This window comes from Streptomyces sp. cg35 (assembly GCF_050410835.1).
Taxonomy (GTDB): domain Bacteria; phylum Actinomycetota; class Actinomycetes; order Streptomycetales; family Streptomycetaceae; genus Streptomyces.
The window spans coordinates 8,772,677-8,796,688 of record NZ_CP191268.1; the positions used below are offsets into that span (position 1 = coordinate 8,772,677).

The window sequence follows — 24,012 nt, forward strand, 5'->3', positions numbered from 1 at the left end:
TGACGGCGCCGCGGCGCCCGAGGTGGGCTCGGGGGTCAGCCGAACAGCCCGCGCAGCCAGCCGAACAGCCCGGCCACCCACAGGCTCAGCGGCAGCAGCGCGACCGCGCTCGCGGTGTGCGCGATCTCCGCGGCCCGGCCCCAGTACGGCAGCATGCGGCGGCCCGGCACCGTCCACGCCGCGACGACGAGCGCCGCGGCCACCGCCAGCAGCACGGCGAACACGACGGCCCGGCCGCCCGGTTCGGCCGCCACGGCCCAGGCGCGGGCGAGCAGGACCAGGCCCCAGGCCGCGGGCAGCGCCAGCGTGAGCCGCTGTCCGATGTGGACCAGGCCCCGCGCATGCAGCAGGAGCAGCAGCGTCAGGACCAGGGACGTCAGGACCTCGGCCAGGCCGGGCCGGTGGGTCAGCGGCACCAGGGCCGCGGCCGCGATCACCCCGGTCGCGCCGAACAGCGCGGTGATCCAGCGTCCGGCGAGCTCGGTGCGTTCGGCCACCTCCTCGCTGCGGAACGGCTCGATGCCTTCCTGGAGTTCACGGGCCGACGAGGGCAGCGCCGGCATCCGCATGCCGGCCAGCTTGAACGCCAGCGCGGGCACCGTCCCGGCGGCCAGCGCCACCACCGTCGCCACGATCGCCGTGGAGGCCTGGGCGTCGAGTCCGCTGAAACCCATCAGCGTCCCCGCGATCGCGGCCGCCACCGACACCACGGCCGTGGCCAGCAGCATCGGGGCGCCGACCGCGGTGGCGGCCAGCGCCAGGACGGCACCGCCCGCGCCCGCCGCCCCGGCGGCCAGCAGCCGCGCGCCGACGACCCGCGTCGCGTCCGGCCCCGTCACGTCGCCGCCGGGCAGTACCCAGCCGGCGAGGGCCAGGCACGGCACCACCAGCAGCCCGAGCGCCGTCGCCGACACCCGGTCACCCACCGCCCGGCTCGCCGAACCGGCGCCCGCCAGCAGCAACAGCCCCGCCACACTCGCGCACACCGGCCGCGCCGACGCGGACGCCCCGGGCCAGAACAGCAGCACCAGAGCCGCCGTCACGGCGACGACCGCGCCGCCCACCAGGAGATTCCTCGCGGCCTGCGGAGTCCAGTTGTGCAGCCGCTTGCCCGCGGTGTCGGCGATCCCGTCCACCAGGTCGTCCAGGCGCGCCTCGGGCAGCGCCTCGGTGTGCGGGCGCAGATGCAGAACGGTCCCGTCGGTCAGACCGGCCTGGGCGAGCGTCGACTCCTCGTCGAGCGGGGCGTCACCGAGCCGCTGGAGCACCCAGCCCGCATGGTCGAGGCCGGCCTCCTCGGCCTCCGCGCCGGCATAACGCAGCAGCGTCGGCAGCAGGTCGGCGACGGGGACATCGGTGGGCACGGCCAGATCGACGGAGACGGCCGGTGCGCGTACGGTCAGGCGGCACAGTTCGGCCACCGCACTGTCGGTCATGATGTGAACTCTCGTCTCCCATTATGAAGTTCGACGGGGGAATGGCAGGGGTCGCCTGAACAGCGGCCTCCGGTCGCGTGTTTGGAAACTTCGAAGACGGGTATCCGAAGCAGGTTTTGCCAAGAGCGTTATGGTGTGCGGGGGTTGTCCGGATCCGTCTTTCCACGTGAGAGAGCACGCAATGGCAGGGCCCACGTGGACATGAGCGATCTCCGAGTGCAGACTACTGCCGCTGGAGGCGTGATTGTCGCGGGGATCTCCTTCTTCCACGACACCGACGGCCGATTCCGCCGCTGTGCGTCCGGACTGTTCACCGGGTTTTCACGGCCGCGCCCGAATTCGGTGACGCGGCGGCGCATGCATGATGCACGGATGTTTCGGGGCCGTGTGGACCGGACCCCGGTGCACACAGTCCAACAACCCGGGAGGATCTGTCCCTTGAGTGTGGTTCTGTTTCGTCGGCCCGCGCGGCGCAGCGGCCCGGACATGCCAGAGGGCGAGCTGACGCTCCAGGAACCACCCGTCCTCGCCGAGACAGTGCCCGACACCACGGCGATCTGGACCTATCTGCCGATGGCGATGATGTCGGTGTCGATGATGCTGATGTTCCTCCGCCCCGGAGGCTCGCACGGCGTCTTCATGTACATCGCGCTCGGCATGATGATGCTCGCCGCGGTGGCCATGCTCGTCGGCCAGATGATGCGCCGCTCCGGCGAACGCAAACAGCGCCTGAAGGGCGAACGCCGCGACTATCTGCGCTACCTGGCCCAGACCCGCAAACGCGTCCGCCAGACCATCGCCGAACAGCAGCGGGCGCTCGCCTGGCGCCACCCGGAGCCCACATCGCTGCGCTCCCTCGTGCGCACCACCCGGCTGTGGGAACGGCGCCCCGCGGACGAGGACTTCGGCGAGGTCCGCCTCGCCGTCGGCGAGCAGCAGCTCGCCCTCACCCTCACTCCCGTCTCCACCCGGCCCGTCGAGGATCTCGAACCGCTGTGCGCGCACGCCCTGCGTCGCTTCATCCGCGCCTACTCGACCGTGCCCGAGCAGCCCATCGGCCTGTACCTGCGCTCATCGGCCCGGGTTCTGCTGCGCGGCGACGACGACGCGGTCCGCGGACTGGTGCGCGCGGCCCTCGGCCAGCTCGCCGTCTTCCACGCCCCGGAAGAGCTGTGGATCGCCGTGTGCACCACCGACGAGCGGCGAGGCGAGTGGGAGTGGGTGAAATGGCTGCCCCACGTCCTGCATCCCCACGAGGAGGACGGCGCCGGGCCCGTACGGCGCATCACCTCCGACCTCACCGAACTCGACGACCTGCTCGGCGCCGAGTTCGCCGAACGGCCCGGGTTCGAGCCCGACGCCGTCCCCGGCCGCGAGGAGCCGTACACCGTCGTCATCGTGGACGGCGTCACCGTGCCCGAGGGACACCGCTGGGGCGGGCCCGGCTACCGCAACGCCGTCGTCATCGACCTAGCCGAGTCCCTGCGCTGGCGGCCCGGCCGCAACACGCTGCGCCTCACCGTCGAGCAGGACGAGGTGGGCCTGGTGCGCACCGACCGCAGCCGCAAGGAACGCACCACGCCGCTGGGCCGCCCCGACCGCCTCGGCGTCCGCGGCGCCGAGTCCCTGGCCCGCCTGCTGTCCGCGTCCCGGATGAGCCTGGGCAGCGACAGCGCGCAGCCGCTGGACACCGACGTCGAACTGACCACCCTGCTCGGTATCCCCGACCTGCACCGGCACACCCCGCCGAGCCTGTGGGCCAAGCACACCGGAGCCTCGCGGCTGCGCGTGCCCGTCGCGGTCGGTGTCGACGGGCGGCCCGTCGAGCTCGACATCAAGGAGTCCGCGCAGGGCGGCATGGGCCCGCACGGCATGCTCATCGGCGCCACCGGCTCCGGCAAGAGCGAACTGCTGCGCACCCTCGTCCTCGGCCTCGCGCTGACGAACTCCTCCGAGACCCTCAACTTCGTCCTCGTCGACTTCAAGGGCGGCGCCACCTTCCTCGGCCTCGACGAACTCCCGCACACCTCCGCGGTCATCACGAACCTCGCCGACGAAGTCGCCCTCGTGGAACGCATGCAGGACGCCCTCCACGGTGAACTCCTGCGCCGACAGGAGCTGTTGCGCGCCGCCGGCAACTACACCTCGGCCCTGGAGTACGAACGGGCCCGCGCCCAGGGCGCCGACCTCGCGCCGCTGCCCAGCCTGTTCGTCGTCGTCGACGAGTTCAGCGAACTGCTCGCCGCCCACCGCGAGTTCATGGACCTGTTCGTCATGATCGGACGCCTCGGCCGCTCCCTCGGCGTCCATCTCTTGCTCGCCTCCCAGCGCCTCGACGAAGGCCGCATGCACCAACTGGAGAGCCACCTGTCCTACCGGGTGGGCCTGCGCACCTTCTCCGCCATGGAGAGCCGCGGCGTCCTCGGCGTCCCCGACGCCTACCAACTGCCCGCACAACCGGGCAGCGGCTACCTGAAGTCCGGCGTCGAGTCCCTCGTGCGCTTCCGCGCCGCCTACTCCTCGGGCACCTACCGGCGCCGCACCGGCGCCGTCGTCCGCGCACGCGTCGCCAACCAGGTCGTGCCGTGGACGAGCGGCTGGGTCGTCCCCCGCGCCGTCACCCCGGACCCCACCCCCGACCCGGAACCGGAGCAGGAGGCGCAGGAGCAGGAGGAGAGCCTGATCGACGTGGCGCTCGACCGGCTGCGGGATTCGGGGCCGGCCGCGCACCAGGTATGGCTGCCGCCGCTGGACACCCCCGCCCCGCTGGACGCGCTGCTGTCCGGCGTCACGGTGGACGCCGAGCGCGGACTGACCGCCGCCGGCTGGTCCGGGAAGGGAAAGCTGCGCGTGCCGGTCGGCCTCGTCGACAAGCCGTTCGAGCAGCGCCGTGACCCGCTGGTGGTCGACCTGTCGGCGGCCGGCGGCCACGTCGCCGTGGCCGGCGGCTCGCAGAGCGGCAAGTCGACCCTCGTCCGTACGCTCGTCTGCTCCCTCGCCCTCACCCACACACCGGCCGAAACACAGTTCTTCTGCCTCGACTTCGGCGGCGGCGGACTCTCCCAGCTCGGCGGACTGCCGCACGTGTCCGGCGTCGCGGCGCGACTGGACCCCGAGCGCGTCAACCGCACCGTCGCCGAGGTCATGACCCTGCTGGCCCGGCGCGAGCAGTTCTTCATCGACCACACCGTGGACTCGATGGCCTCCTTCCGCAGGAGGCGCGCCGCCGGAGAGTTTCCCGACGAACGCTTCGGCGACGTGTTCCTCGTCGTGGACGGCTGGTCCACGGTCCGCCAGGACTACGACGACCTGATCCCCAAGTTCAACGAACTGGCGGCCCGGGGCCTGAACTACGGCATCCACCTCATCGTCACCACCGCCCGCTGGGTCGAACTCTCCGCGCAGGTGCGCGACCAGGCGGCCACCCGCCTCGAACTGCGCATGGGTGACCCGATGGACTCCGAGGTCGACATGCGCAAGGCCCGCTCCGTGCCGCGCAGCGGCGGCCGCGGCCTCACCGCCGACAGCAAGCTCCACTTCCTCGCGGGCCTGCCCCGCATCGACGCCGGCAGCGACCTCGACGACCTCGGCGACGGCGTCGCCCACCTGGTCGCCCGGATCGCCGAGGCCTGGCCCGGCGACCCCGCGCCCAAGGTCCGCATGCTGCCGCACCGCCTTCCGGTCACCGACCTGCCGGAGCCGACCGCGATCGAGGGCGGCGGCATGCGACTCGCCCTCGGCCTCGACCAGGAGGCCCTCGAACCGGTCTGGCACGACTTCAGCCGCACCCCGCACCTGCTCGCCGTCGGCGACACCGAAAGCGGCAAGACCAACCTGCTGCGCCGGGTCGCCGCGGGCATCACCGCCCGCTACACCCCGGCCGAAGCGAAGATCATCGTGGTCGACTACCGGCGCACCCTCGTCGACGCCGTGCCGGAGGAGTACCGCATCGGGCACGTGGTCTCCCTGGACAACCTCAAGGAGACCGTCGACGGCGCCGCGCGCGCGATGCAGACCCGCCAGCCCGGTCCCGACATCGCGCCCGGGCAGATGCGCCAGTGCGACTGGTGGACCGGACCGCGCCTGTTCGTACTGGTCGACGACTACGACATGGTCGCCGGGAACTCCTTCCAGAGCCCCTTCGAGCCGCTCTTCGACCACTTGGCGCTCGGCTTCGAGGTGGGCCTGCACCTGGTCGTCGCCCGCAGCGCGATGGGCGCGGGCCGTGGCCTCAACGAAGCGCTGTTGCGCCGCCTCGACGAGACCAACACACCGGCACTGCTGATGTCCTGCCCGCCCACCGAGGGCTACCTCTTCGGCAACATCAAGCCGCGGAACCTGCCGCCCGGCCGCGCCTTCCACATCGTGCGCCGCAAGGCGAGGCTCGTACAGACGGCACTCGCCGAGGGCATCGACCGATCTCACCAGTGACAGCGAGGGGCCCCGCCGAGAACCGGCGGGGCCCCTCGTATGTGTCTCATCCCGCTACGTCTCATCCCGCGCGGCCGGCCGCCACCCGCGGGCCCGCGCCCGGGGCAGCACGAACGCCGCCCACAGCACGGCCAGCACACCCCCGCCGCCCGCCAGCGCCAGCAGCGTCGCCCGGCCACCGGCCCGGTCCGCGTCGCCGGTGTCCCGCAGCGCCACCGCCTCGGTGCGCCCCGGAGCGTCGGACCGCTGCGCGTCGTCGGTGACCGCCGTGACGGCGGCGTAGGGATCGAGCTGCGGCAGATCACCCGGGTAGGCGGTCGACACCAGACGCCGTACGACGTCGTCGGCGGAGGCATCGGGATGAGCGGCCCGCACCAGAGCGGCCGCGCCCGCGGTGTACGCGGCGCCCAACGAGGGCCCGGCACCCAGATAGTGGCCCGTGCCGCGCGGCCCGACGGACACGACACCGGCGCCGGGCGCGGCGAGGTCGATGCCCTGGGTCCGCAGGGCATTCTCCGGCCGTGTGCCGTTCGGCAGCATGTCCGCGACCGACAGCACCCCGGGTTCGGAGGCCGGCCAGTACGCCTTGCTCGGCACCGGGTCCTCGCTGGCCGCCGGGGCGTCCGGCGTCGCCGCCGCCACGACCACGATCCCCGCCTTCCGCGCGTCCTGGACGGCGCGGGTGAGAGCGGCATCCCGGCGCGGCAGAGCCACCGAGACCGTGATCACGTCCGCCTTCGCCGCGACGGCGGCCCGTACCGCGGCAGTGACCCGCGCGGCGCTCGGCATCCCCCGGGTGTCCGTACCGCGCAGCGCGAGGACGTCGGCCTGCGGCGCCACACCACCCAGATCGGGCTTGCCGCCCGCGGCGCCCGCCACCAACCCGGCGACGAACGTGCCGTGCCCGACACAGTCCTGACCCGCCTCGCCCTCGGCCTTCACCCGCCCCTTGAGACCGGCCGCACCCGTCACCACTCCGGTGTCGACGACCGCGACGGTCACCCCGGCACCCGTACCGTGCTGGTGCACACGCCCGAGATCGAGACGCTGACGCGACCAGTCCTGCTTCTGCGCCTCTGTCTTGGAGGCGGGTGTGCACGGCGACTGCTGCGGATCCGACGGCAGAGCCGAGGGCATGGCCGGCAGCTTCTGCCGGCCTGCCGCTGCCGGCGCCTGCGCGGGGGACGCGACGACGGCGCCGCCCGGAACGGCCATGGCCAGCAGCAGCGCCGTCCCCAGCACGGACATCCGCCGCGCTGCAGCGCCGCCGCGCACCGTCATCGCTGCGCCGCCTTCCGCGCGGCCGTCACGTCGTCCGGCACCAGGATGCGGAGATCGTCGAGAGTGGGGGAGGACAGCGAACTGAGCCGCCCGGCCTGCCGCGTGACCATCGACTCCACCACCTGCCGTGCGAGGCGCGCATTGCCGAACGTCCGGTCGCGGGGCAGCGAGTCGAAGTGTTCCTTGAGGACCGGGCCGGTGCCGGGCCCGCACTCGTAGCCCATGGCCGACGCCTGCGTCCGTACGATCGTGACCAGTTCCTCGGAGGAGTAGTCGGCGAACGCGACACGGCGCGAGAAGCGGGACGACAGGCCGGGGTTGGAGGCCAGGAAGCGTTCCATCTCGTCCGTGTATCCGGCGACGATCACCACCACGTCGTCGCGGTGGTCCTCCATCAGCTTCAGCAGCGTGTCCACGGCCTCCTGGCCGAAGTCGGCGCCGCCGCCCGCGGGTGTGAGCGTGTACGCCTCGTCGATGAACAGCACACCGCCGCGGGCCCGTTCGAACACATCCCGGGTCAACTGAGCCGTGTGGCCGATGTAGCGGCCGACGAGATCGGCGCGGGCCACCTCGACGAGTTGCCCGCCGCTGAGGATGCCGAGCTGCACCAGGATCTCGCCGTACAGCCGGGCCACCGTCGTCTTGCCGGTGCCGGGCGGCCCCGTGAACACCAGATGGTGACTGATCGACGGAACGGGCAGCCCCGCCGCGGCCCGGTGCCGGGCGGTGGTGATCAGGTTGACGAGATCGGTGACATCCCGCTTCACCTCGGCCAGGCCCACCATGTCGCCGAGCTTGGTCAGCGGATCGTCGGCCGGCTGCCCCGCGACGGGCGCGGCGGCGGTCGCCGACACGTCCCGCGGCAGCAGTGTCCGCAGATCCTGCTCGTCGACCCGCTCCAGGGACGCGAGCCGCACCGCCTGCCGGTCCACCATCTCCTCGAACACACCGCGCGCCGCACGTCCGTTGCCGAACGTGGCATCACGTGGCATCCGTTCGAAGTGCGCCGCCAGCGCCTCCGCCGTGCCTTCGCCCAGCTCGTACTGGTGCTGCCCGCACATGCTGTCCATGATCGCGACGAGTTCGGGCACCGAGTAGTTCTCGAACTCGACGGTCCGCGAGAACCGCGACGCCAGGCCGGGGTTCGAGCCCAGGAACGAATCCATCTCCCGGGAGTAGCCGGCCGCGACCACCACCACGTCGTCGCGGTGGTCCTCCATCAGCTTCAGTAGTGTGTCCACCGCCTCGCGGCCGAAGTCGGCGCCGCCGTTCCCGCTGTCGGCGGTGAGCGTGTACGCCTCGTCGACGAACAGCACCCCGCCCAGCGCCCGGTTGAACGTCTCCGTGGTCTTGATCGCCGTACCGCCCACGATCTGCGCCACCAGATCGGCCCGCGACACCTCCACGAGGTGACCGCTGCGCAGCGAACCCAGCTCGGCGAGGATCGCCCCGTACAGCCGGGCCACCGTGGTCTTGCCGGTGCCGGGCGGGCCCGCGAAGACGAGGTGCCGGCTCATCGGCGGCGCCGACATGCCGAGCTGTTCACGGCGCTGCGCGAGCTGGGTGAGATTCACCAGCGTGCGCACCTGCTCCTTGACGTTGTCGAGGCCGATCAAGTCGTTGAGCGCGCCCAGTGGACCACCGTCACGGGTGGCCGGTGAGGCCTCGGCGGCCCCGGAACCAGCCGGATCGGTGTTCTCTGCGCTGCCGGTGCCCCAGGCATCCCGCTTGCCGTTGCCGTTGCTGCTCAGCCCTTCCACGGCCAGCCGCTCGCCGGGCGCCGTCTGCACGAGACCGCCGCCCGCGTTCTCCCGCGCGATGCAGTTCACCAGTGAGACCGGCGCGGTCGACTCCACCCGGAAGCCGTCCTGCTCGCCGCCGCTCACCTCGCAGCCGCTGAGCGAGGCCTGGCTGCCCTCGCGCAGCAGGAAACCGTGGCCCGTGGCGGCGTGCACCGTCGTGCGGTTGGCGGTCAGCTCCGCGCCGCTCGCCACGACGACCCCGCCGCCCCCGGACGTCTCCACCCGGAAGTCCCGCACGGTGACGCTGCCACCCTCCTCGACGAGAACGGCGTCGCCCTCGCTCCCGGAGACACCGCCCCCGGCGACATACAGGGTGCTCCCGGCCGCGACCCGCACACCTGCCCCGCGCGGCCGCAGGATCTCGCAGTCCTCCACGCGCCCGCGTGCGTCCTTCGTCGCCGCGATGCCGTCACCGGCCGACTCGACGAGCCGGGCGCGGCGCACGAGCGGATTGGCGCCGCTGCGCAGCAGCAGAGCGGGGGAGCCGCCGATGACCTCGGTCCGGTCGAGCTCGGCCGCCGAGTCCTCCTCCAGCAGCAGCCCCGTCTCCTCGCAGTCGCGCACCGTGAGGCCGGTCAGCGCCGGGGACGCCGCGCCGTTCACCTTGAGAGCGGGCCCTTGGGCCGTGTCGATCCAGCAGTCCTCGAACGAGCCGCGCGCCCGGTCCGTGACCAGGAGCCCGCTGCCCCGTGTCCGCGAGGTGCGGCAGCGCCGCAGCACCGGGTCGGTGCCCGCGGCGAGCACGATGCCGGTGGCCGAGGCCCCGGTGACCCGGACGTCCTCCAGCGTGGTGCGCCCCGCGCTGGTGATGTGCACGCCCGTACTGGTGTCGTGGACCACGGTCCGTACGACCGTGGTCGTGCAGCGTTCCTCCAGCGCCACCGACGGCTTGTCCGTGGAGGAGATGTCGCAGTCCTCTACAGTGCCGCGGGCTTCACCGTTCGCCAGCAGGCCGTTGCCGCGGGCGTCACGGATCGTGCAGCCGCGCACGGTCGCGTCCCCCTGCTCGGCCAGCACCACACCACTGGTCGCGAGGTGCTCCACCGTGCAGGACTCCACGGAACTCGGCGTGGTCGACGTGATCACGATGCCGGCGCCGCGCGGGTTGCTGACCCGGCAGTCCCGCAGCGCGAGCGAGCCGGTGCCCCCGGCCAGCAGCGCCGTCCACGCGGAGCCGCTGACGTCGCAGCCGTCGAGCGCGGCCTGCCCGCGCCGCACGTCCACCGCGGGCTCCTCGGCGTCCGCGCCGCGCAGCGTCACCTCGGTGAGCATCACGGCATCGGCCCGCAGCGACAGCACACTGCCCGACCGCGGCCGGATCTCGACCGTGCCCCGCCCCTCGGCCGCCGCGATGGTGACCCTCGTGTGGATCACCAGGTTCTCGGCGTACGTTCCCGGACGGACGCTGACGAGGGCGCCGCTGCGCGCCGCCGCCAACGCCTCACCGATCGTCCGGTACCGGTCCTGCCCGTCGGAGCCGACCGTCAGTACCTGGCGCGACACGCACGAACCTCCTTGCCTGGGTGGCACCTTGCGCGATGACACCTGTCTTCCGGGAGCACAGTGATCAATGATGCCAGCCCGTCGTCCTGCTGTTCGAGTGAGACCGCTCGCGCGTGCACCGCCGTGCGACGGTCAGGCGTAGCTCCACTTCTGGTTGTCGGCGCCGGTGCACGTCCACAGCTGCAGCGTGGCGCGGTTTCCGGTGTTGTTGTCCTTCACATCGACGCACTTGCCGACGACGGTGTTGACCAGGTCGTTGCGCTCGTTGACGACGAACTTCTGCGCGATGTTGTCGGTGCAGTTGGCCAGTTGGATCGGTGTGCCGTCGTTGAAGTCGGCGTTCGCCACATCGAGGCACTTCCCGCCGATGCGCAGCGTGCCGTCCGACGCGGTCTGCCACCGCTGGGCGCTCGAACCGTTGCAGTCCCAGATCTGCAGTGGCATCCCGTCCTGGAACCGGGCCGCCGGAACCTCGAGGCAGCGTCCCGACGCGTGCCCCCGGATCAACACCGGATTGCCCAACGTGACAGCGGGCGGTGCAGCGGCCTTCTTCTTGTCGGCGCTCGAGGACTTCTTCTTCTCGCCGTCCCCGGAGGACTTGCCACTCGGCTTCTCGTCGCCCTTGGCGTCTTGCGCGGCCTTCTCGCCCGAACCGCCGTTACTGGGAGGGGTCTTCTTCTCGACCTTCTTCTCGGGGGGTTTACTCTCCTCCTTGCTCGCCTCGGGAGCGGCGGCCGCAAAGTCCCCGGGCTGGTCCGGATCGTCGCCGCCGAGAACGGTTCCCGCGGCATTGGCCGACTTCGACGGATGCTCGTCGTCGCCGCCTCCGAGGAGCATGAAGGGCACGGACACCAACAGCGCTCCGACCACAGCGGCGCCCGCCAGGGCGGCCTTGCCCGGACGGCCGACGGGCTTGGACGCCGGTTCCTTCTCGCCGATCGCGGTGGCGGTCATCGTCCGTACGAGCGCGGGCAGCCGGCTCTTCGCAGCGGCCGCGGCGCCCGGATCGGACTCGGCGGAGCCCTCCGTCGCCTCGGCTTTTTCGCTCGCGGAGTCCGTGCCGGGGGAGTGCTCGGCTTGCGGGTCGCCGTCGTCGTCCTCGGACGGCTTTTTGAGGGGTGCGGTTTCGCCGGAGGAGGCGGCGGTTTCGCCCGCGGCGGGAGCCGAGGCTGCGGCTTCGCCCTCCGTAAGAGGCTTCTCAACCTGAGCCTCAGGCACCTGAGTTGATGCCTGCGTGGTCTCGCTCTCCTCGCGCGTCGCTGTGGGCGGCTGCGCCGGAGACTGGGCCGAGCGCGTCACTGGGTCCTCCCTGTGGTGTGGGGCCAAGGGGTGGGGCGGGGACTGTCGGAATGCGGAACAGATGTCGGTGACGATGTGGTGCGGGTCGGAACGTGCTCGGGGGCGGACGCCTGCTCCGATCCCGGACGGGACGGGTAAGCGGCGCGCAGGCTCTCCACCGGGACGAGGAGGGGAGCCGCGGCGCCCGCATTGACGGCAAGGAAAGCCTCGGAGCCACGAAGGCTGTCTGCCAACTCGCTGACCGGCAGGGTGTCGTGGCTCAGCGTCGACGCCATGAGCTGGTGAGCCGGAGCGGAGAAGACCATCACCACGGGATGTCCGTCGGCCCCTGCGGCGACGAGTGGCTCACCGTCGATACCGCGCAGGACCGTGACGTCGGCCTGCGCCAGCGCGGCCAGAGCATCGTCGTCCGTTCCATAGCCGGTGGCCGCGAGTTGGGCGGCGGCGTCCACGGGATCCGTGGGTTCGGGCCAGCCGAGGACGGCGGGGGAGGGGCGGTAATGAGGATTCGCGCGGTACTCCCGTACGTCCCCGTCCTCGGAACGCCACTCGCCGACGACCGCCCAGTCAGGGGGAGTCCGATCGCCCGGCCAAGCGGGGTCGACGGCACCGATCCAATGTCCGGGCGCTTGCAGCGCGGCGGTTCGCACCGCATCGGGTATGTCGGACAACGGGTCCTCGACCGAGCCGTCCTGATGCGGAAGGGCAGACGGGTCGTGCGGCAGGTCCGGTTGTCGTTCCTCGGGCCGCATCTCCACCTGACTCTTTGACCGTTCGTCGCACATCATCGACCGCAGCAGACACTTGATTCACGCAAGCCAACAGGATGCCACGGGAACCTACGTCTTAGGCGATCACCAGGTGATCCGATTCAGTCAATCAGGTGTCCGTTTCCTGCCCGCTTCGTGGCGCCAGGCCCCAAGGGGCGAGGCCGCACGTCCCTGCCCTGGCCGGCCGTCGGCGCACTGGCCGCACAGCCGGCACGGGGGTGTGGTGGTGGACGCGGTGGTCGGGACGGCCGGCAGTGAGGCTGTACGGCTCCTCAGCGGAGCTGCTCGGCCAGTCCGACGATGATGCCTTCCGGGCCGCGGAGGTAGCAGAGCAGATAGCTGTCCTCGAACCGGGCGATCTCGCCGACGAGTTCGGCGCCGTGAGGGCGCAGCCGGGCAACGGTGTCCTCGAGGTCGTCGACGGCGAACATGACGCGGTGCGTGCCGAGAATGTTGTGCGGCCGGTTGCGCGGCCCGGTGCTGATCGCCGCGGGGCTGCGGTACTTCGCCAGCTCGAGCCGGCTGTGACCGTCCGGGGTCCGGACCATCGCGATGTCACAGTGGACGCCGTCGAGCCCGGTGCACTGGTCGGCGACGAGGCCCTCGACCTCGGCCCTGCCCTCCAGCTCCATACCGAGTTCCACGAAGAACGCGATGGCGGCCTCCATGTCCTCGACGACGATGCCGACGTTGTCCATCCGCTGAATCGCCATGCTGGCTTCTCCTTCTTCTTCTTCTTCTTCCTCGCGCGGCCGGTGGTGGCCGCTGATGTCCCTGGGACGGAGCCGGTGGCACGTTCTCGACATCCGAAGACTGCCGAACTCGAAAACATCCGGATCGCGCCTCAGGTGAGATTCAGCCGCATGGACCAACCCACCGCCTACACGACGAGAACGGCTCCCACGAAGGCCCACACCGCGGTCGCCGCGCGCCGCACCTGATTCCGTCGCTCGCGCTCACACGTCCGCAGAACCGTGCCCCGTCCGCCCGGCGTCCTGAGCAGGAACGAACGGAACCGGAACGTAAAGAAGGCTCGTCTCCATGCCCACACAGCACGACCGCACGGCGCCACCGACGAGCGGAAGCCCGCAACGTGGCTTCGCCGCCACGACGTTCGCCGTTCTGCGGCGGCACCGGGGCGCACTGGCAAGCGCCACGGTACGCATCGTCGGCCTGTCCGGACTGGCCGGGCTGCTGTTGACGGCCGCGATATTCGCGCTCGCCTGGCCCCTCTTCACCCACATGCGGAACCAACGTACTTACTACCACCAGCTTGAGGACCCCTACCTGCACGACCACACAGACCTGACACTGGTCGCCCTCTGGACGCTCCCGCTCTTCCTGCTTGTCTTCGGTATCGGCAGCGCGGCCCTGCAGACCGTGTGCTCGCGGGCGGTGGCGGCGGAGTCCGGCGAGCCCTCGCAAGGCGGCGCCGCGCGACTGCGATCCGTACTCGCCGGGTACGCGCTGCGCAGCCTGATCGTATGGCCCCTGCCGCTGGTCGCCCAGGAAGTTGCGTACCGTCTCACCGGCGACCAACTCGACACCCCGCTGCCACTGGAACGCGGATCCTGGCCCTACGCACTCGTCTCGGCCGCCCCCGCAATCGCCGTATGCGTCGCTGTGCTGCTGCGCCTCGCCCTCAACCTCGCCCCGGCCGCCGCGGCTGACGGGCTCGGTCCCCGCGCGGCTCTGCGTCGGTCCTGGTCGTTGACGTGGTCGCGCGCCGGAGCGGGCCGCGTTCTTGCCCTCGGGCTGGTGCTGGCCGCGCTGACCGCCGGACTGCTGCGGCTGGTGGTACAGCTCGCCCTGCCGCTGCGGCCCCTCGTGCGATCCCTCCTCGAACAGGCCACGGGCAACTTCTTCGCCGCGTACTACGCCGGCATCCTCGCCCCCGTCGTCGTCGGCATCCTGGTCACTGCGGCCGTGATCCTCCCCGTCACGTTCACCGCTCTCGCGGCCCTCTATGACCAGCTGCGGTCGACTCGTTCCTCTCGTGGAAGGGCCGGGGGCAACACGGAAGCCTCCGCCACCGCTTGACGCGTCCGAACGAGACGTCTGCAGCGAGGTGACGGCTCCTGTTGGGGCCAAGAAGTCGCTATCGCGGCTGTGAGGACGGCACGTGAGATGAGTCCTCTAGCGAGCCTTGCCGGTGGCCAGGAGTCTGGAGGCGAAGTTCGCGAGCTGATTCCGCATCTCCTCCCTTGGCACGCGCTCTGCTTCGGCGAGGTGCTCGACAAGGTCGGCTCGGGTGGCTGCCAGCAGGGCGTGGGCGGTGAAGTCGGTGTCGGGCAGGCCGGGGATCTGATCCAGTACCGCTCGGAGCATGCTGTGCCATCGCTCGTAGTGCGGTGCCTGGTACGGGCTGCTGTTTCCGCTTGACTCAAGGGCCAGCGCGAGGCGCCGGTTGTCCAGTTTGAAGCAGAGGACGGCGTCCAGTAGGGCGAGCACGCGATCCTTCGGCGGCGTTGAGGGGCCCAAGGGGGGTGGGCCCGTCTCAATGGCTTCCCTGACGGGTTCGAGCCGGGCCTCGTACAGCGCGCGGAGCAGCCCGTCGCGGTCACCGAAGGCCCGGAAGAGTGTGCCCTTGCCAACGCCGGCCGCTGCTGCGACGTGGGCCATGGTGACGTCCTCGGGGCTCTCATGGCGGGCGAAAAGGGCGTCGGCCGCCGCGAGCAGGGACTCCCGGTTGCGGGCGGCGTCCTTGCGGGTCCTGTGTTCGGGCACGGTGCCTCTCCCTCTTTTGCAAAGCGGACCGTCGGTCCGTATATTTCAAAGCGGACCGACAGTCCGTATTCTATAAGTGGGAGGATACCCGTGCCCGCACCGACTGCTCCGGCGGATCTGTACCGCCACAGCCTGCGACTGCTGCTCGACAAGAACATTCCCGCGTGGGTCGACCTGTGGGCCGAGAACGGCATCATGGAGTTCCCCTTCGCCCCCGAGGGCTGGCCGACGCGGCTGGAGGGCAAGGAGGCCGTGGCGGCCTACATGCAGCCCTACCCCGATCACATCGATCTCCAGGACATCCCGGAACTGCGAATTCATGAGACCAGCGATCCGGGGACGATCGTCGTCGAGATGCGTGCCGTCGGCCGCCTGGTGGAGACGGGCGCTCCTTACGACATGACCTACATCGCGGTCGTGACCGTTCGGGACGGGCGCATCACCTCCTACCGCGACTACTGGAATCCGTCCGGCCTCCCGGGATCCGGCGCCGACTTCACCAGGAGCAACTGATGACCACCACCGACACCATCCTGGTCATCGGTGCGACCGGAACCACCGGCAGCCGGACCGTCACGCAACTGGTGAGCGCGGGGCACAGGGTCAAAGCCGCCAGTCGCCGTGCCGCTCCGGTCACCGGAGCGGAGCCGGTCACCTTCGACTGGTACGACTCCGCCACCCACGCAGCCGCCCTCAGCGGGGTCGACAGCGTCTACCTCGTTCCACCCGTCGGCGACCTGGATCCCGCGGCGACCATGCTGCCGTTCCTCCAGCAGGCCCGCACCGCCGGCGTGCACCGTGCCGTGCTGCTCAGTTCTTCAGCCGTCCCCGCGGGTGGCCCGGCGGTGGGAAGGGTGCACCAGGCGCTGCCCCGTCTGTTCGACCAGTGGACCGTTCTGCGGCCCTCGTGGTTCATGCAGAACTTCACCGGCGCTCATCCGCAGGCCCTGAGTGTCCGAGAGAACAGCGCCATCTGGTCGGCCACCGAAAGCGGCCGGGTCGGCTTCATCGACGCCGAGGACATCGCGGCGGTCGCCGTCCATGCGCTGACAGATGAGGAAGCTCCCAATGCCGATCTCGTCCTCACGGGACCGCAGGCGCTCAGCTACGACGACATCGCCGCGATCATCACAGAGGTCACCGGCCGCGGCGTGAGCCACCGCCGACTGTCCTACGAGCAGTTGCGTGATCGTCACGCGGAACAGATGCCGGTCGAGTTCGCCGAACTGCTGGCAGGCATGGACCGCGCCATCGCCGGCGGAGCGGAGGACCGGCTCACAGACACGGTCCGGCGCCTGACCGGCCGGCCGCCACGTTCCTTTCGCGCCCTCCTGGAGGGCGAGGCGCGACGAAGCGGCTGAGCTTCCGGGCGGCCAGCAGCGTGCGGGCCCAGTCCGGCGCGTACCAGCAGAAGCCGAGGACCTCTCAGCCTTCATGCCGTCCGAAAAATCGGCAGTCGTTCGTGCAGCGGTCTTCTTCACCTAGGTGTCGTGAGCCATGCTCGCTCCACAGAGGCGTGAGTCGACGGGGCGGGAGCAGGGGAGAGCGGCGAGTGCAGCAGCGAGAGGGGCGTGTGATTGCGGGAACGCAATCCGCAAAGCGCCGCGTTTAATGGACAGTTGGGCCTGCGCTGAAATCGCTCTCTTGCTGTAGAAATCAGCTGGGAACGAGCTCATTCCTACGACACCGCCACTCCGCCCCCACTCGGTGGAGGGGAAGGGATGCCGCGCCCAGACCCCGCCGGCCTTCCGCCTCAGCCCTGGCACTCCGATTCGCAGAAGCACGCAGGCAGATCGGAGTGCCGGCTGAACTCAACACCTGTGCGCGGCCGCGCCGCCGCAGTGGTACCCGATAGGCCGGATCTCACCGGGAATCGCGGTCACCGGCAGGCAACGTACAGGACTGAAGGCCCCTGACCGATGGTGCTGGTCAGGGGCCTTCAGTCCTGTGTGGTGGGTGCGGGATGCGGGCCGGTGGTGGCGCGCCAGGACAGTTCTCAAGGCTCGACCTGCGCGACCGATCGCGCTGCGTCAGACCTTCCCGAGGCCTCGACACGGCTGGGCCGAACCCAGTGACACCGTCCCGCTTCGACACGGCAGTGCTGCCCCGTGCCAAGTGGGTCGCTCAGGTGGCAGCCCGACATGGAACCTGACAAGAAAGTAGTTGACATGTAACAATCTATTCGGAGGCCCGCCATGGCCTCCTCGCACCCATGGAGGACGCCCTGAATCCCGAGCCGAACAGCGCCCCGGCCGCACAGGCGTGGGCCGCCCTGCATACGTTCATCACCGGCCAGGACCGCCGCCGCGCGCTGCGCCGGGAACTGGACCTCGGCCCGGGTAATGCCGAGCAGCTGATCAACCTCACGCGGGCGCCGATGACGATGCGCGAGATCGCGGGGGCCGCTGCCGTCGACCCCTCCGCAGCGACCGTCGCGATCGACCGTCTGGAGCGTCGTGGCCTGGTACGGCGAGAGAGTCACCCCGACGACAAGCGCCGCAAGGTCGTCCACCTCACCGACCTCGGGCGGCAGATCGCCGAGGCTGCCCGCCGCATCCTCACCGAGGCGCCGCGCGGGTTCAACGAACTCGACGCCGACGACTTGGCCGCTGTCGCCCGCATCTTCACCGCACTGAACTCGACGACCGATTCGGCACCGTCCGCTGAAGGCCGCTGACCAGGTAGCGCCAGGTAGCAAGAGAGCAAGAAAGAAGACACGTCATGCCCATACTCGGCACCCTCCTGCGCAATCGGCGCCCCGCCGAGAGCGCGTACGCCTGGAACCAGGCCAACTTGACCGGCCCGGAGACCCTCACCCTCACCAGCCAGGACTTCACCGACGCCGGCACCCTGCCCACCCGGCACAGCGGCACGCGCGTCGACGGCGAGAACATCTCCCCTCACCTCGCATGGAGCACACCCCCTGAGGGGGCCGCTGAACTCCTGCTCCTGGTCGAGGACGTCGACGTTCCCCTCGGGTCCCGCCCCGCCGTCCACTGTCTCGCCGTCATCGACGACGCCCGCCGCGCGAAGCCGCACGAGCTCGCGGCCGGTGCTCTCGGCAAGAACGCCCCCGCGCCCGGCGTGACACTGCTCCGCTCGTTCATCGGCCGTGGCTACCACGGACCCGAGCCGCTCAAAGGCCACGGCCCGCACCGCTATGTCTTCGAGCTCTACGCACTGGGCGAGAGCCTGCTCGGCCGCCCGGATCGCGACGCGCTCATCAAGGCCCGGCCCCGCCGCCTCCTTGACTCCCTGGACGTACCCGTACTCGCCCGCGGCCGCATCACTGGCATCAGCGAACGCTGACCGCTAACGGTCGGTCAGCTCTCCGTCGGGTGCATGGTTCTCGCGTCGATCCACTTCCACCTGAGTGTGACTTACATCATGTTACCGAGGGTATCTGAAACACTGTGTCGCAGGTAAATTGCCGATACCACAGAGAAGTGGAAGCACGTGTCTGAGCCACCGTCGGCGCCCCACGCGGCGGCGGCGACCCTCCGTCCCTGCCGTCCAGGGGCCCGCGAGTGAGAGTGAGGACCCTCCGCCATGGAGCAGCAGCACGTCGACGTCCTGGTCATCGGTGCCGGAATATCCGGCATCAGCGCCGCGAGCCACGTACTGCGGGACAATCCTGGCGCTTCGCTCGTCGTGCTCGAGCGTCGCTCCCGCGTAGGGGGCACCTGGGATCTCTTCCGCTACCCCGGCATCCGGTCCGACTCGGACATGCCCACCTTCGGATTCGGCTTCCGTCCCTGGCGCGATGCGCGCATCCTCGCCGGCGGCGCAGAGATCCGGCAGTACGTCGAGGACGCCGCGGTCGACCACGGCGTACTGGAGCGCATCCGCTTCCGTCGCCGAGCGACCAGCGCCGACTTCTCGCACGCCACCGGCCGCTGGACCGTAGAGGTCGAGGACGAGAGCACCGGCGAGCGCGAGTCGTACAACGCGGGCTACGTCGTCGGAGCGACCGGCTACTACGACTACGACAACCCCTACCGCCCACAGTTCCCCGGCGAGGCGGACTTTCAGGGGACTCTCGTTCATCCGCAGCACTGGCCGGACGACCTCGACCACACGGGCAAGCGCGTGGTCGTCATCGGTTCCGGTGCCACCGCCATCACCTTGCTGCCCGCGATGGCCGACGAGGCCGCGCACGTCACCATGTTGCAGCGCTCGCCCACCTACATCCTCGCGCTGCCCGAGGTCGACCCGGTCACCTCCGTCCTGCAGAAGCTGCGAGCCCCCGCCCGGCTGACGCACAAGATCGCCCGCACCCGCAACATCGCTCTGCAGCGCGGGAGTTACGCCTTCTGTCGCAAGTACCCCCGCCTCGCCCGAAAGGCGCTCCTCGGCCTGGTGCGAGCCAGGGCCGGCAAAGGCGTCGACATGCGCCACTTCAGCCCGAACTACAAGCCGTGGGACCAGCGCCTGTGCGTCGTCCCCGGTGGCGACCTGTTCAAGGTCCTCAAGAGCGGCAAGGCATCGATCGCCACCGACCACATCGACACCTTCACCGCCGACGGCATCCGCCTGAAGTCCGGCGAGGAGCTGCAGGCCGACATCGTCATCACCGCCACGGGCCTGAACGTCCGCCTCCTGGGCGGCATGGCACTCACCGTCGACGGCCGCCCGGTGGACATCACGAACCGCGTCCTCTACAAGGCCGTTCTGCTCGAGGGTGTCCCCAACATGTCCCTCGTCATCGGCTACACCAACGCCTCCTGGACCCTGAAGGCGGACCTGGCGGCCGGCTACACCGCCCGTCTGCTCGCGCACATGCGGCGCCACGGGCATGACATCGCCACCCCGATGGCCTCCAGCAGTGACCGCTCCGAGTTCTCCGTCATGGGCGAGGCGCTGACCTCCGGCTACATCGCCCGGGCCAACGAGGTCATGCCGCGCCAGGGCACCCGCGACCCGTGGCGGCTGTGGAACAACTACTACCGCGACCGCGCCCTGCTCCAGGACGCCCCCATCGGCGACAGCGCCCTGCGCTTCGACACGGCGAGCAACCCGGGCTCCGCACGCACGTCCGCGACGGACGCGGCGGCCGACGCCCAGGAAGCGCCCCGCGTCGCCTGACCGTTCGGCCCACGCATTCCGTACCTCACAACCAGCGCCGCACACCTCACCATCGCACCACCGCACCGGCCCGCGCACCCGCCTCCCCCCTGGCGGCCGAGCAGACAACCGAGGACGAAGATGACTGCGAACCTGACCAGGAAGCTCTACGACGAGCGCCTGCGGACCCTGTCCGAGGGCTCCGTCAACGTCAACTTCAACGCCTTCATCGACATCAAGTGGGACGACCCCGAGTTCGCCGTGGACGTCGACGACCCGCGCTGGGTACTCACCAGCGCCGACGCCCTCGGCGCCCACCCCTGGTACCAGGAACAGCCGCTCGAGGCCCAGATCCGTATCGGGATCTGGCGCTGGGCGGTCATCGCCAAGGTGGGGATGCAGTTCGAGAACCTCCTCATGCGCGGAGCGCTGGACTACATCTACCAACTGGGCAACCAGAACCTGGAGTTCAGGTATCTCACCCACGAGATCACCGAAGAGACCCACCACACCCAGATGTTCCAGGAGCTCGTCAACCGCACCGGCGTGGACACCGCCGGCGGCAAGCGCTGGTTCCGCCAGCTCAGCCGCGTCCTGCCGCTGGCCGGCTCCCTCTACCCCGAGGCGTTCTTCACCGGCATCCTGGCCGGCGAGGAGCCCATCGACCACCTGCAGAAGGGGGCCCTGCGCAGCGGGGAGCCGGTGCACCCCCTCCCGCAGCGGATCATGCAGATCCACATCGCCGAGGAAGCCCGCCACATCTCCTTCGCCCACGAGTTCCTGCGCCTGCGCGTCCCGCGCTTCGGCAAGGCCCGCCGCGGCGCCCTGTCCGTCCTCTTCCCGTTGATCATGCGGATCCTGTGCGACGTCATCATGATCCCCGACCGGAAGTCCGCCGCGCAGGTCGGCATCCCGGCCTGGGTGATCAAGGACGTCTTCTGGAAGTCGGAGGCAGGCCAGAAGATGCTCCACGAGCTCTTCTCCGACGTGCGGATGCTCGCCCAGGACATCGGCCTGATGAACAAGGTGTCCCGCCCGCTGTGGAAGGCCCTGCGCATCGACGGCCGCCCGGCGCGCTTCCGCGGCGAACCCGCGCTGCACACCGACTGAGAGCCCGCCAGCTCCGCACTGCCTTTCCCCGAACGGAGACCAGCCCGCCGTGCCGTACGTCGTCACCCGATCCTGCTGCGCCGACGCCTCCTGCGTGCTGGCCTGCCCGGTCAACTGCATCCACCCGGCGCCGGGGGAGCCCGGCTTCGGAACCGCCGAGATGCTCTACGTCGATCCGCGCACCTGCGTGGACTGCGGCGCCTGCACGACGGCCTGCCCGGTCGACGCGCTCAAGCCCCATACGGCTCTCAGCCAGGGGGAGGTGCCGTTCCTGGAGCTGAACGCCGCCTACTACAAGCAGAATCCGCACGCCGACCGCACACCCATGTATGTCGTGCCCAAGCAACGCGGCCTCCCTGCGGGCGAGTTGTCCGTCGCGGTCATCGGCGCCGGCCCCGCCGGTCTCTTCGCCGCCGACGAACTGCTGCGCCATCCGGGCGTCCGCGTCACCGTCTTCGACCGGCTCCCGACCCCGTACGGCCTCGCGCGGGCCGGCGTCGCACCGGACCACCAGGACACCAAGCAGGTCACCGAACTCTTCCGGACCATCGAGTCCCAGCCCGGATTCACCTACCGCCTCGGCGTCGAGATCGGCGCCCACCTCACCCACACCGACCTCCTGCGGGAGCACCACGCGGTGATCTACGCCGTCGGCGCCGCGACCGACAAGCGCCTCGACATCGACGGCGAGGACCTGCAAGGCAGCGCCTCCGCAACGGACTTCGTCGCCTGGTACAACGGCCACCCCGACCGCGCCCACGACCACTACACCCTGGACACCGAGCGCGCCGTCGTCATCGGCAACGGCAACGTCGCCCTCGACGTCGCCCGCATCCTCACCGCCGACCCCGACACCCTGGCCCGCACCGACATCTCCGACCGCGCGCTGGCCGCACTGCGCAGCAGCAAGGTCCGCGAAGTCGTCCTCCTGGGGCGGCGCGGACCCGCCCAGGCCGCGTTCACCGTGCCCGAACTCCTCGCGCTCTCCGCCCTCGAGGACGTGGACGTGAGCGTCGAGGGCTGGCCCGACGACCTCGACCCCGACGCAACGGAGAAGACCCGGCTTCTGTCACAACTGGCCGCCCGTACACCGGTCGAGGGCCGCCGCCGTATCGTGCTGCGCTTCCTGACCAGCCCGGTGCGGATCATCGGAGAGGCCGCCGTACGAGCCCTGGAGATCACCCCCACCACACTGCACACGGACGAAGACGGCACCGTCCGCGCCCGGCCCACCGGCGACACGCAGAGCCTGGAGACCGGCCTCGTCCTCCGCTCCGTCGGCTACCGCGCCCGGCCCGTACCCGGCCTGCCCTTCGACGAAGACACCGCGACCGTCCCCCACGAGGCCGGCCGGGTCGAGCCCGGCGTGTACGTCGCGGGCTGGATCAAGCGCGGACCGACCGGATTCATCGGCACGAACAAGACCTGCGCCCACGAGACGGTCGAGTCCCTACTGAGTGACTTCAGCGCCGGCCGTCTCACCCAGCCGGTCAGCGGCGTCAGCACGGCGGTGGACGCGCTGGGCCTGGACGCCTGGCGTGCGATCGACCGCACGGAACGCGCGGCAGGAGAGGCCCAGGGCCGCCCTCGCGTCAAGCTCACCGACACCGAGTCCCTGCACCGAGCCGCGCAGGCCGTCCCGGCGGCACGCGGCTGACATCTACACCCTAAGCCTCGGCAGTCGACCGCTACTGCCGAGGCGCGTGGTCACGTGGTGGGGGAGCAGCCCCGGGGCTGGCCCTCGGAGCCCGGGAGCACGCTCAAGCCCGCTCCAGATCCGCCACCCGCTGCCGCGGCGACAGCTCCACCCCCAGGTCCCGCAACGTCGCGTCCAGCACCGCCCAGACCGAACGGCACAGCATGGCCCGCAACTCCTCCTCGGACACCTCACGCTGGGCGTCGCGCACCCACTGGTTGACCGAGGTGTCCACGAACCCGACGATCCCCACCGCGACCGAACGGATCGGCGCCTCCCGCACCCCGAGCGCCTTGAGTACGTCACTGAACCGCTCGCTCAGCATCAGCGCGATGGCCGTCTTGGTGTCCGCCACCAACGACCCGTCACCCATCGCGTGCTCGCCGACACCCATGTAGGCGTACAGGCGCGGATGCTGGGCCACCCAGTCCAGATGCGCCCCCACCACGCGCTGCACGGACTCCTCGATCGTCCCGTCGAAGGTGAGCGTCGGCTCCATCCGCCGCATGAACGACTCCACCACCCGCCGGCGGATCAACTCGTCCAACGTGGCACGGTCCTTGAAATGCCGGTACAGCACCGACCGCGGCAACCCCACACGCTCCGCCAGTCGCTGCACCCGAAAGCGCGCGCCCTCCTCCTCGATGAGCGCGACCGCCGCGTCCACCAACTCGACCTGACGCTGCGCCTTGTGCTCGTCCCACCGGGTGGAGCGCCCGTCGATCTGCGGCTCGCCGCCGGTTCTGTCCGCCATCCCGCCAGGATATCGGCCACCTCGGCGCACACGGCGCCCGAGCCGCCGGCTCCGAAGACGGGCACCCCCTTCCGACACCCTGCTGCGTCGACGCCGGCAACGCACCAGGCGGGGCGGCGCCTTGCGGCTCCGCCCCGCG

17 protein-coding genes are annotated in these 24,012 nt (G+C 70.7%); 9 read left to right on the plus strand and 8 right to left on the minus strand.

Translation table 11 applies throughout. The annotated features are described in order from the left end of the window. Nucleotides 1–35: 35 nt before the first annotated feature. On the minus strand, nucleotides 36–1,436 hold the full coding sequence (gene eccD / locus ACQUQD_RS40355; RefSeq protein ID WP_428957211.1) for a type VII secretion integral membrane protein EccD: 1,401 nt from the start codon (nucleotides 1,434–1,436) through the stop codon (nucleotides 36–38). A gap of 438 nt (nucleotides 1,437–1,874) precedes the next feature. Between eccD and eccCa the strand changes: the two genes are divergently transcribed. Further along, nucleotides 1,875–5,867, plus strand: a complete 3,993-nt coding sequence (eccCa, locus tag ACQUQD_RS40360) for a type VII secretion protein EccCa (protein WP_428957212.1) — start codon at nucleotides 1,875–1,877, stop codon at nucleotides 5,865–5,867. A gap of 54 nt (nucleotides 5,868–5,921) precedes the next feature. Here the strand turns inward: eccCa and ACQUQD_RS40365 are convergent, their stop codons facing one another. The 5 genes from ACQUQD_RS40365 to ACQUQD_RS40385 form a co-directional block, all read right to left on the minus strand. Further along, nucleotides 5,922–7,148, minus strand: a complete 1,227-nt coding sequence (locus ACQUQD_RS40365; protein WP_428957213.1) for a S8 family serine peptidase — start codon at nucleotides 7,146–7,148, stop codon at nucleotides 5,922–5,924. Then, nucleotides 7,145–10,453, minus strand: a complete 3,309-nt coding sequence (locus ACQUQD_RS40370) for a right-handed parallel beta-helix repeat-containing protein (RefSeq protein ID WP_428957214.1) — start codon at nucleotides 10,451–10,453, stop codon at nucleotides 7,145–7,147. The genes ACQUQD_RS40365 and ACQUQD_RS40370 overlap by 4 nt, the downstream gene beginning before the upstream one ends. 132 nt (nucleotides 10,454–10,585) lie before the next feature. Continuing rightward, on the minus strand, nucleotides 10,586–11,752 hold the full coding sequence (locus tag ACQUQD_RS40375; RefSeq protein WP_428957215.1) for a ricin-type beta-trefoil lectin domain protein: 1,167 nt from the start codon (nucleotides 11,750–11,752) through the stop codon (nucleotides 10,586–10,588). Then, nucleotides 11,749–12,540, minus strand: coding sequence for a type VII secretion system-associated protein (locus tag ACQUQD_RS40380; RefSeq protein WP_428957216.1), 792 nt, complete (start codon nucleotides 12,538–12,540; stop codon nucleotides 11,749–11,751). The genes ACQUQD_RS40375 and ACQUQD_RS40380 overlap by 4 nt, the downstream gene beginning before the upstream one ends. A gap of 254 nt (nucleotides 12,541–12,794) precedes the next feature. After that, nucleotides 12,795–13,235 carry a VOC family protein gene (locus tag ACQUQD_RS40385; protein ID WP_428957217.1) on the minus strand — a complete coding sequence of 147 codons (441 nt, stop codon included), beginning with the start codon at nucleotides 13,233–13,235 and terminating at the stop codon, nucleotides 12,795–12,797. Nucleotides 13,236–13,563: 328 nt separating this feature from the next. On the opposite strand from ACQUQD_RS40385, the gene ACQUQD_RS40390 reads away from it, so the two are divergent. After that, complete coding sequence (locus tag ACQUQD_RS40390) at nucleotides 13,564–14,562, plus strand: hypothetical protein (RefSeq protein ID WP_428957218.1); 999 nt, start codon at nucleotides 13,564–13,566, stop codon at nucleotides 14,560–14,562. A gap of 96 nt (nucleotides 14,563–14,658) precedes the next feature. Here the strand turns inward: ACQUQD_RS40390 and ACQUQD_RS40395 are convergent, their stop codons facing one another. Then, entirely contained in the window at nucleotides 14,659–15,249 is a 591-nt protein-coding gene (locus ACQUQD_RS40395) for a TetR family transcriptional regulator (protein WP_428957219.1), read from the minus strand. Between the two features lie 90 nt (nucleotides 15,250–15,339). On the opposite strand from ACQUQD_RS40395, the gene ACQUQD_RS40400 reads away from it, so the two are divergent. From ACQUQD_RS40400 to ACQUQD_RS40430, 7 genes are all read left to right on the plus strand, one after another. Then, on the plus strand, nucleotides 15,340–15,762 hold the full coding sequence (locus tag ACQUQD_RS40400; RefSeq protein WP_428957220.1) for a nuclear transport factor 2 family protein: 423 nt from the start codon (nucleotides 15,340–15,342) through the stop codon (nucleotides 15,760–15,762). Continuing rightward, nucleotides 15,762–16,610 carry an NmrA family NAD(P)-binding protein gene (locus ACQUQD_RS40405; protein WP_428957221.1) on the plus strand — a complete coding sequence of 283 codons (849 nt, stop codon included), beginning with the start codon at nucleotides 15,762–15,764 and terminating at the stop codon, nucleotides 16,608–16,610. The genes ACQUQD_RS40400 and ACQUQD_RS40405 overlap by 1 nt, the downstream gene beginning before the upstream one ends. Before the next feature lie 851 nt (nucleotides 16,611–17,461). Further along, nucleotides 17,462–17,926: a MarR family winged helix-turn-helix transcriptional regulator gene (locus ACQUQD_RS40410; protein ID WP_428957222.1), complete on the plus strand. Its 465-nt coding sequence runs from the start codon at nucleotides 17,462–17,464 to the stop codon at nucleotides 17,924–17,926. 44 nt (nucleotides 17,927–17,970) lie between these two features. Beyond that, nucleotides 17,971–18,558, plus strand: a complete 588-nt coding sequence (locus ACQUQD_RS40415) for a YbhB/YbcL family Raf kinase inhibitor-like protein (RefSeq protein ID WP_428957223.1) — start codon at nucleotides 17,971–17,973, stop codon at nucleotides 18,556–18,558. A 240-nt stretch (nucleotides 18,559–18,798) separates the two neighbouring features. After that, nucleotides 18,799–20,334 carry a flavin-containing monooxygenase gene (locus ACQUQD_RS40420; protein WP_428957224.1) on the plus strand — a complete coding sequence of 512 codons (1,536 nt, stop codon included), beginning with the start codon at nucleotides 18,799–18,801 and terminating at the stop codon, nucleotides 20,332–20,334. 120 nt (nucleotides 20,335–20,454) lie between these two features. Further along, the gene (locus ACQUQD_RS40425) at nucleotides 20,455–21,423 is read left to right on the plus strand and encodes an AurF N-oxygenase family protein (RefSeq protein WP_428957225.1); all 969 of its coding nucleotides are present in this window, start codon (nucleotides 20,455–20,457) and stop codon (nucleotides 21,421–21,423) included. 49 nt (nucleotides 21,424–21,472) lie between these two features. Further along, nucleotides 21,473–23,080, plus strand: coding sequence for an FAD-dependent oxidoreductase (locus ACQUQD_RS40430; protein ID WP_428957226.1), 1,608 nt, complete (start codon nucleotides 21,473–21,475; stop codon nucleotides 23,078–23,080). A 103-nt stretch (nucleotides 23,081–23,183) separates the two neighbouring features. Here the strand turns inward: ACQUQD_RS40430 and ACQUQD_RS40435 are convergent, their stop codons facing one another. After that, entirely contained in the window at nucleotides 23,184–23,873 is a 690-nt protein-coding gene (locus tag ACQUQD_RS40435; RefSeq protein WP_428957227.1) for a TetR/AcrR family transcriptional regulator, read from the minus strand. Between the last annotated feature and the right edge of the window lie 139 nt (nucleotides 23,874–24,012).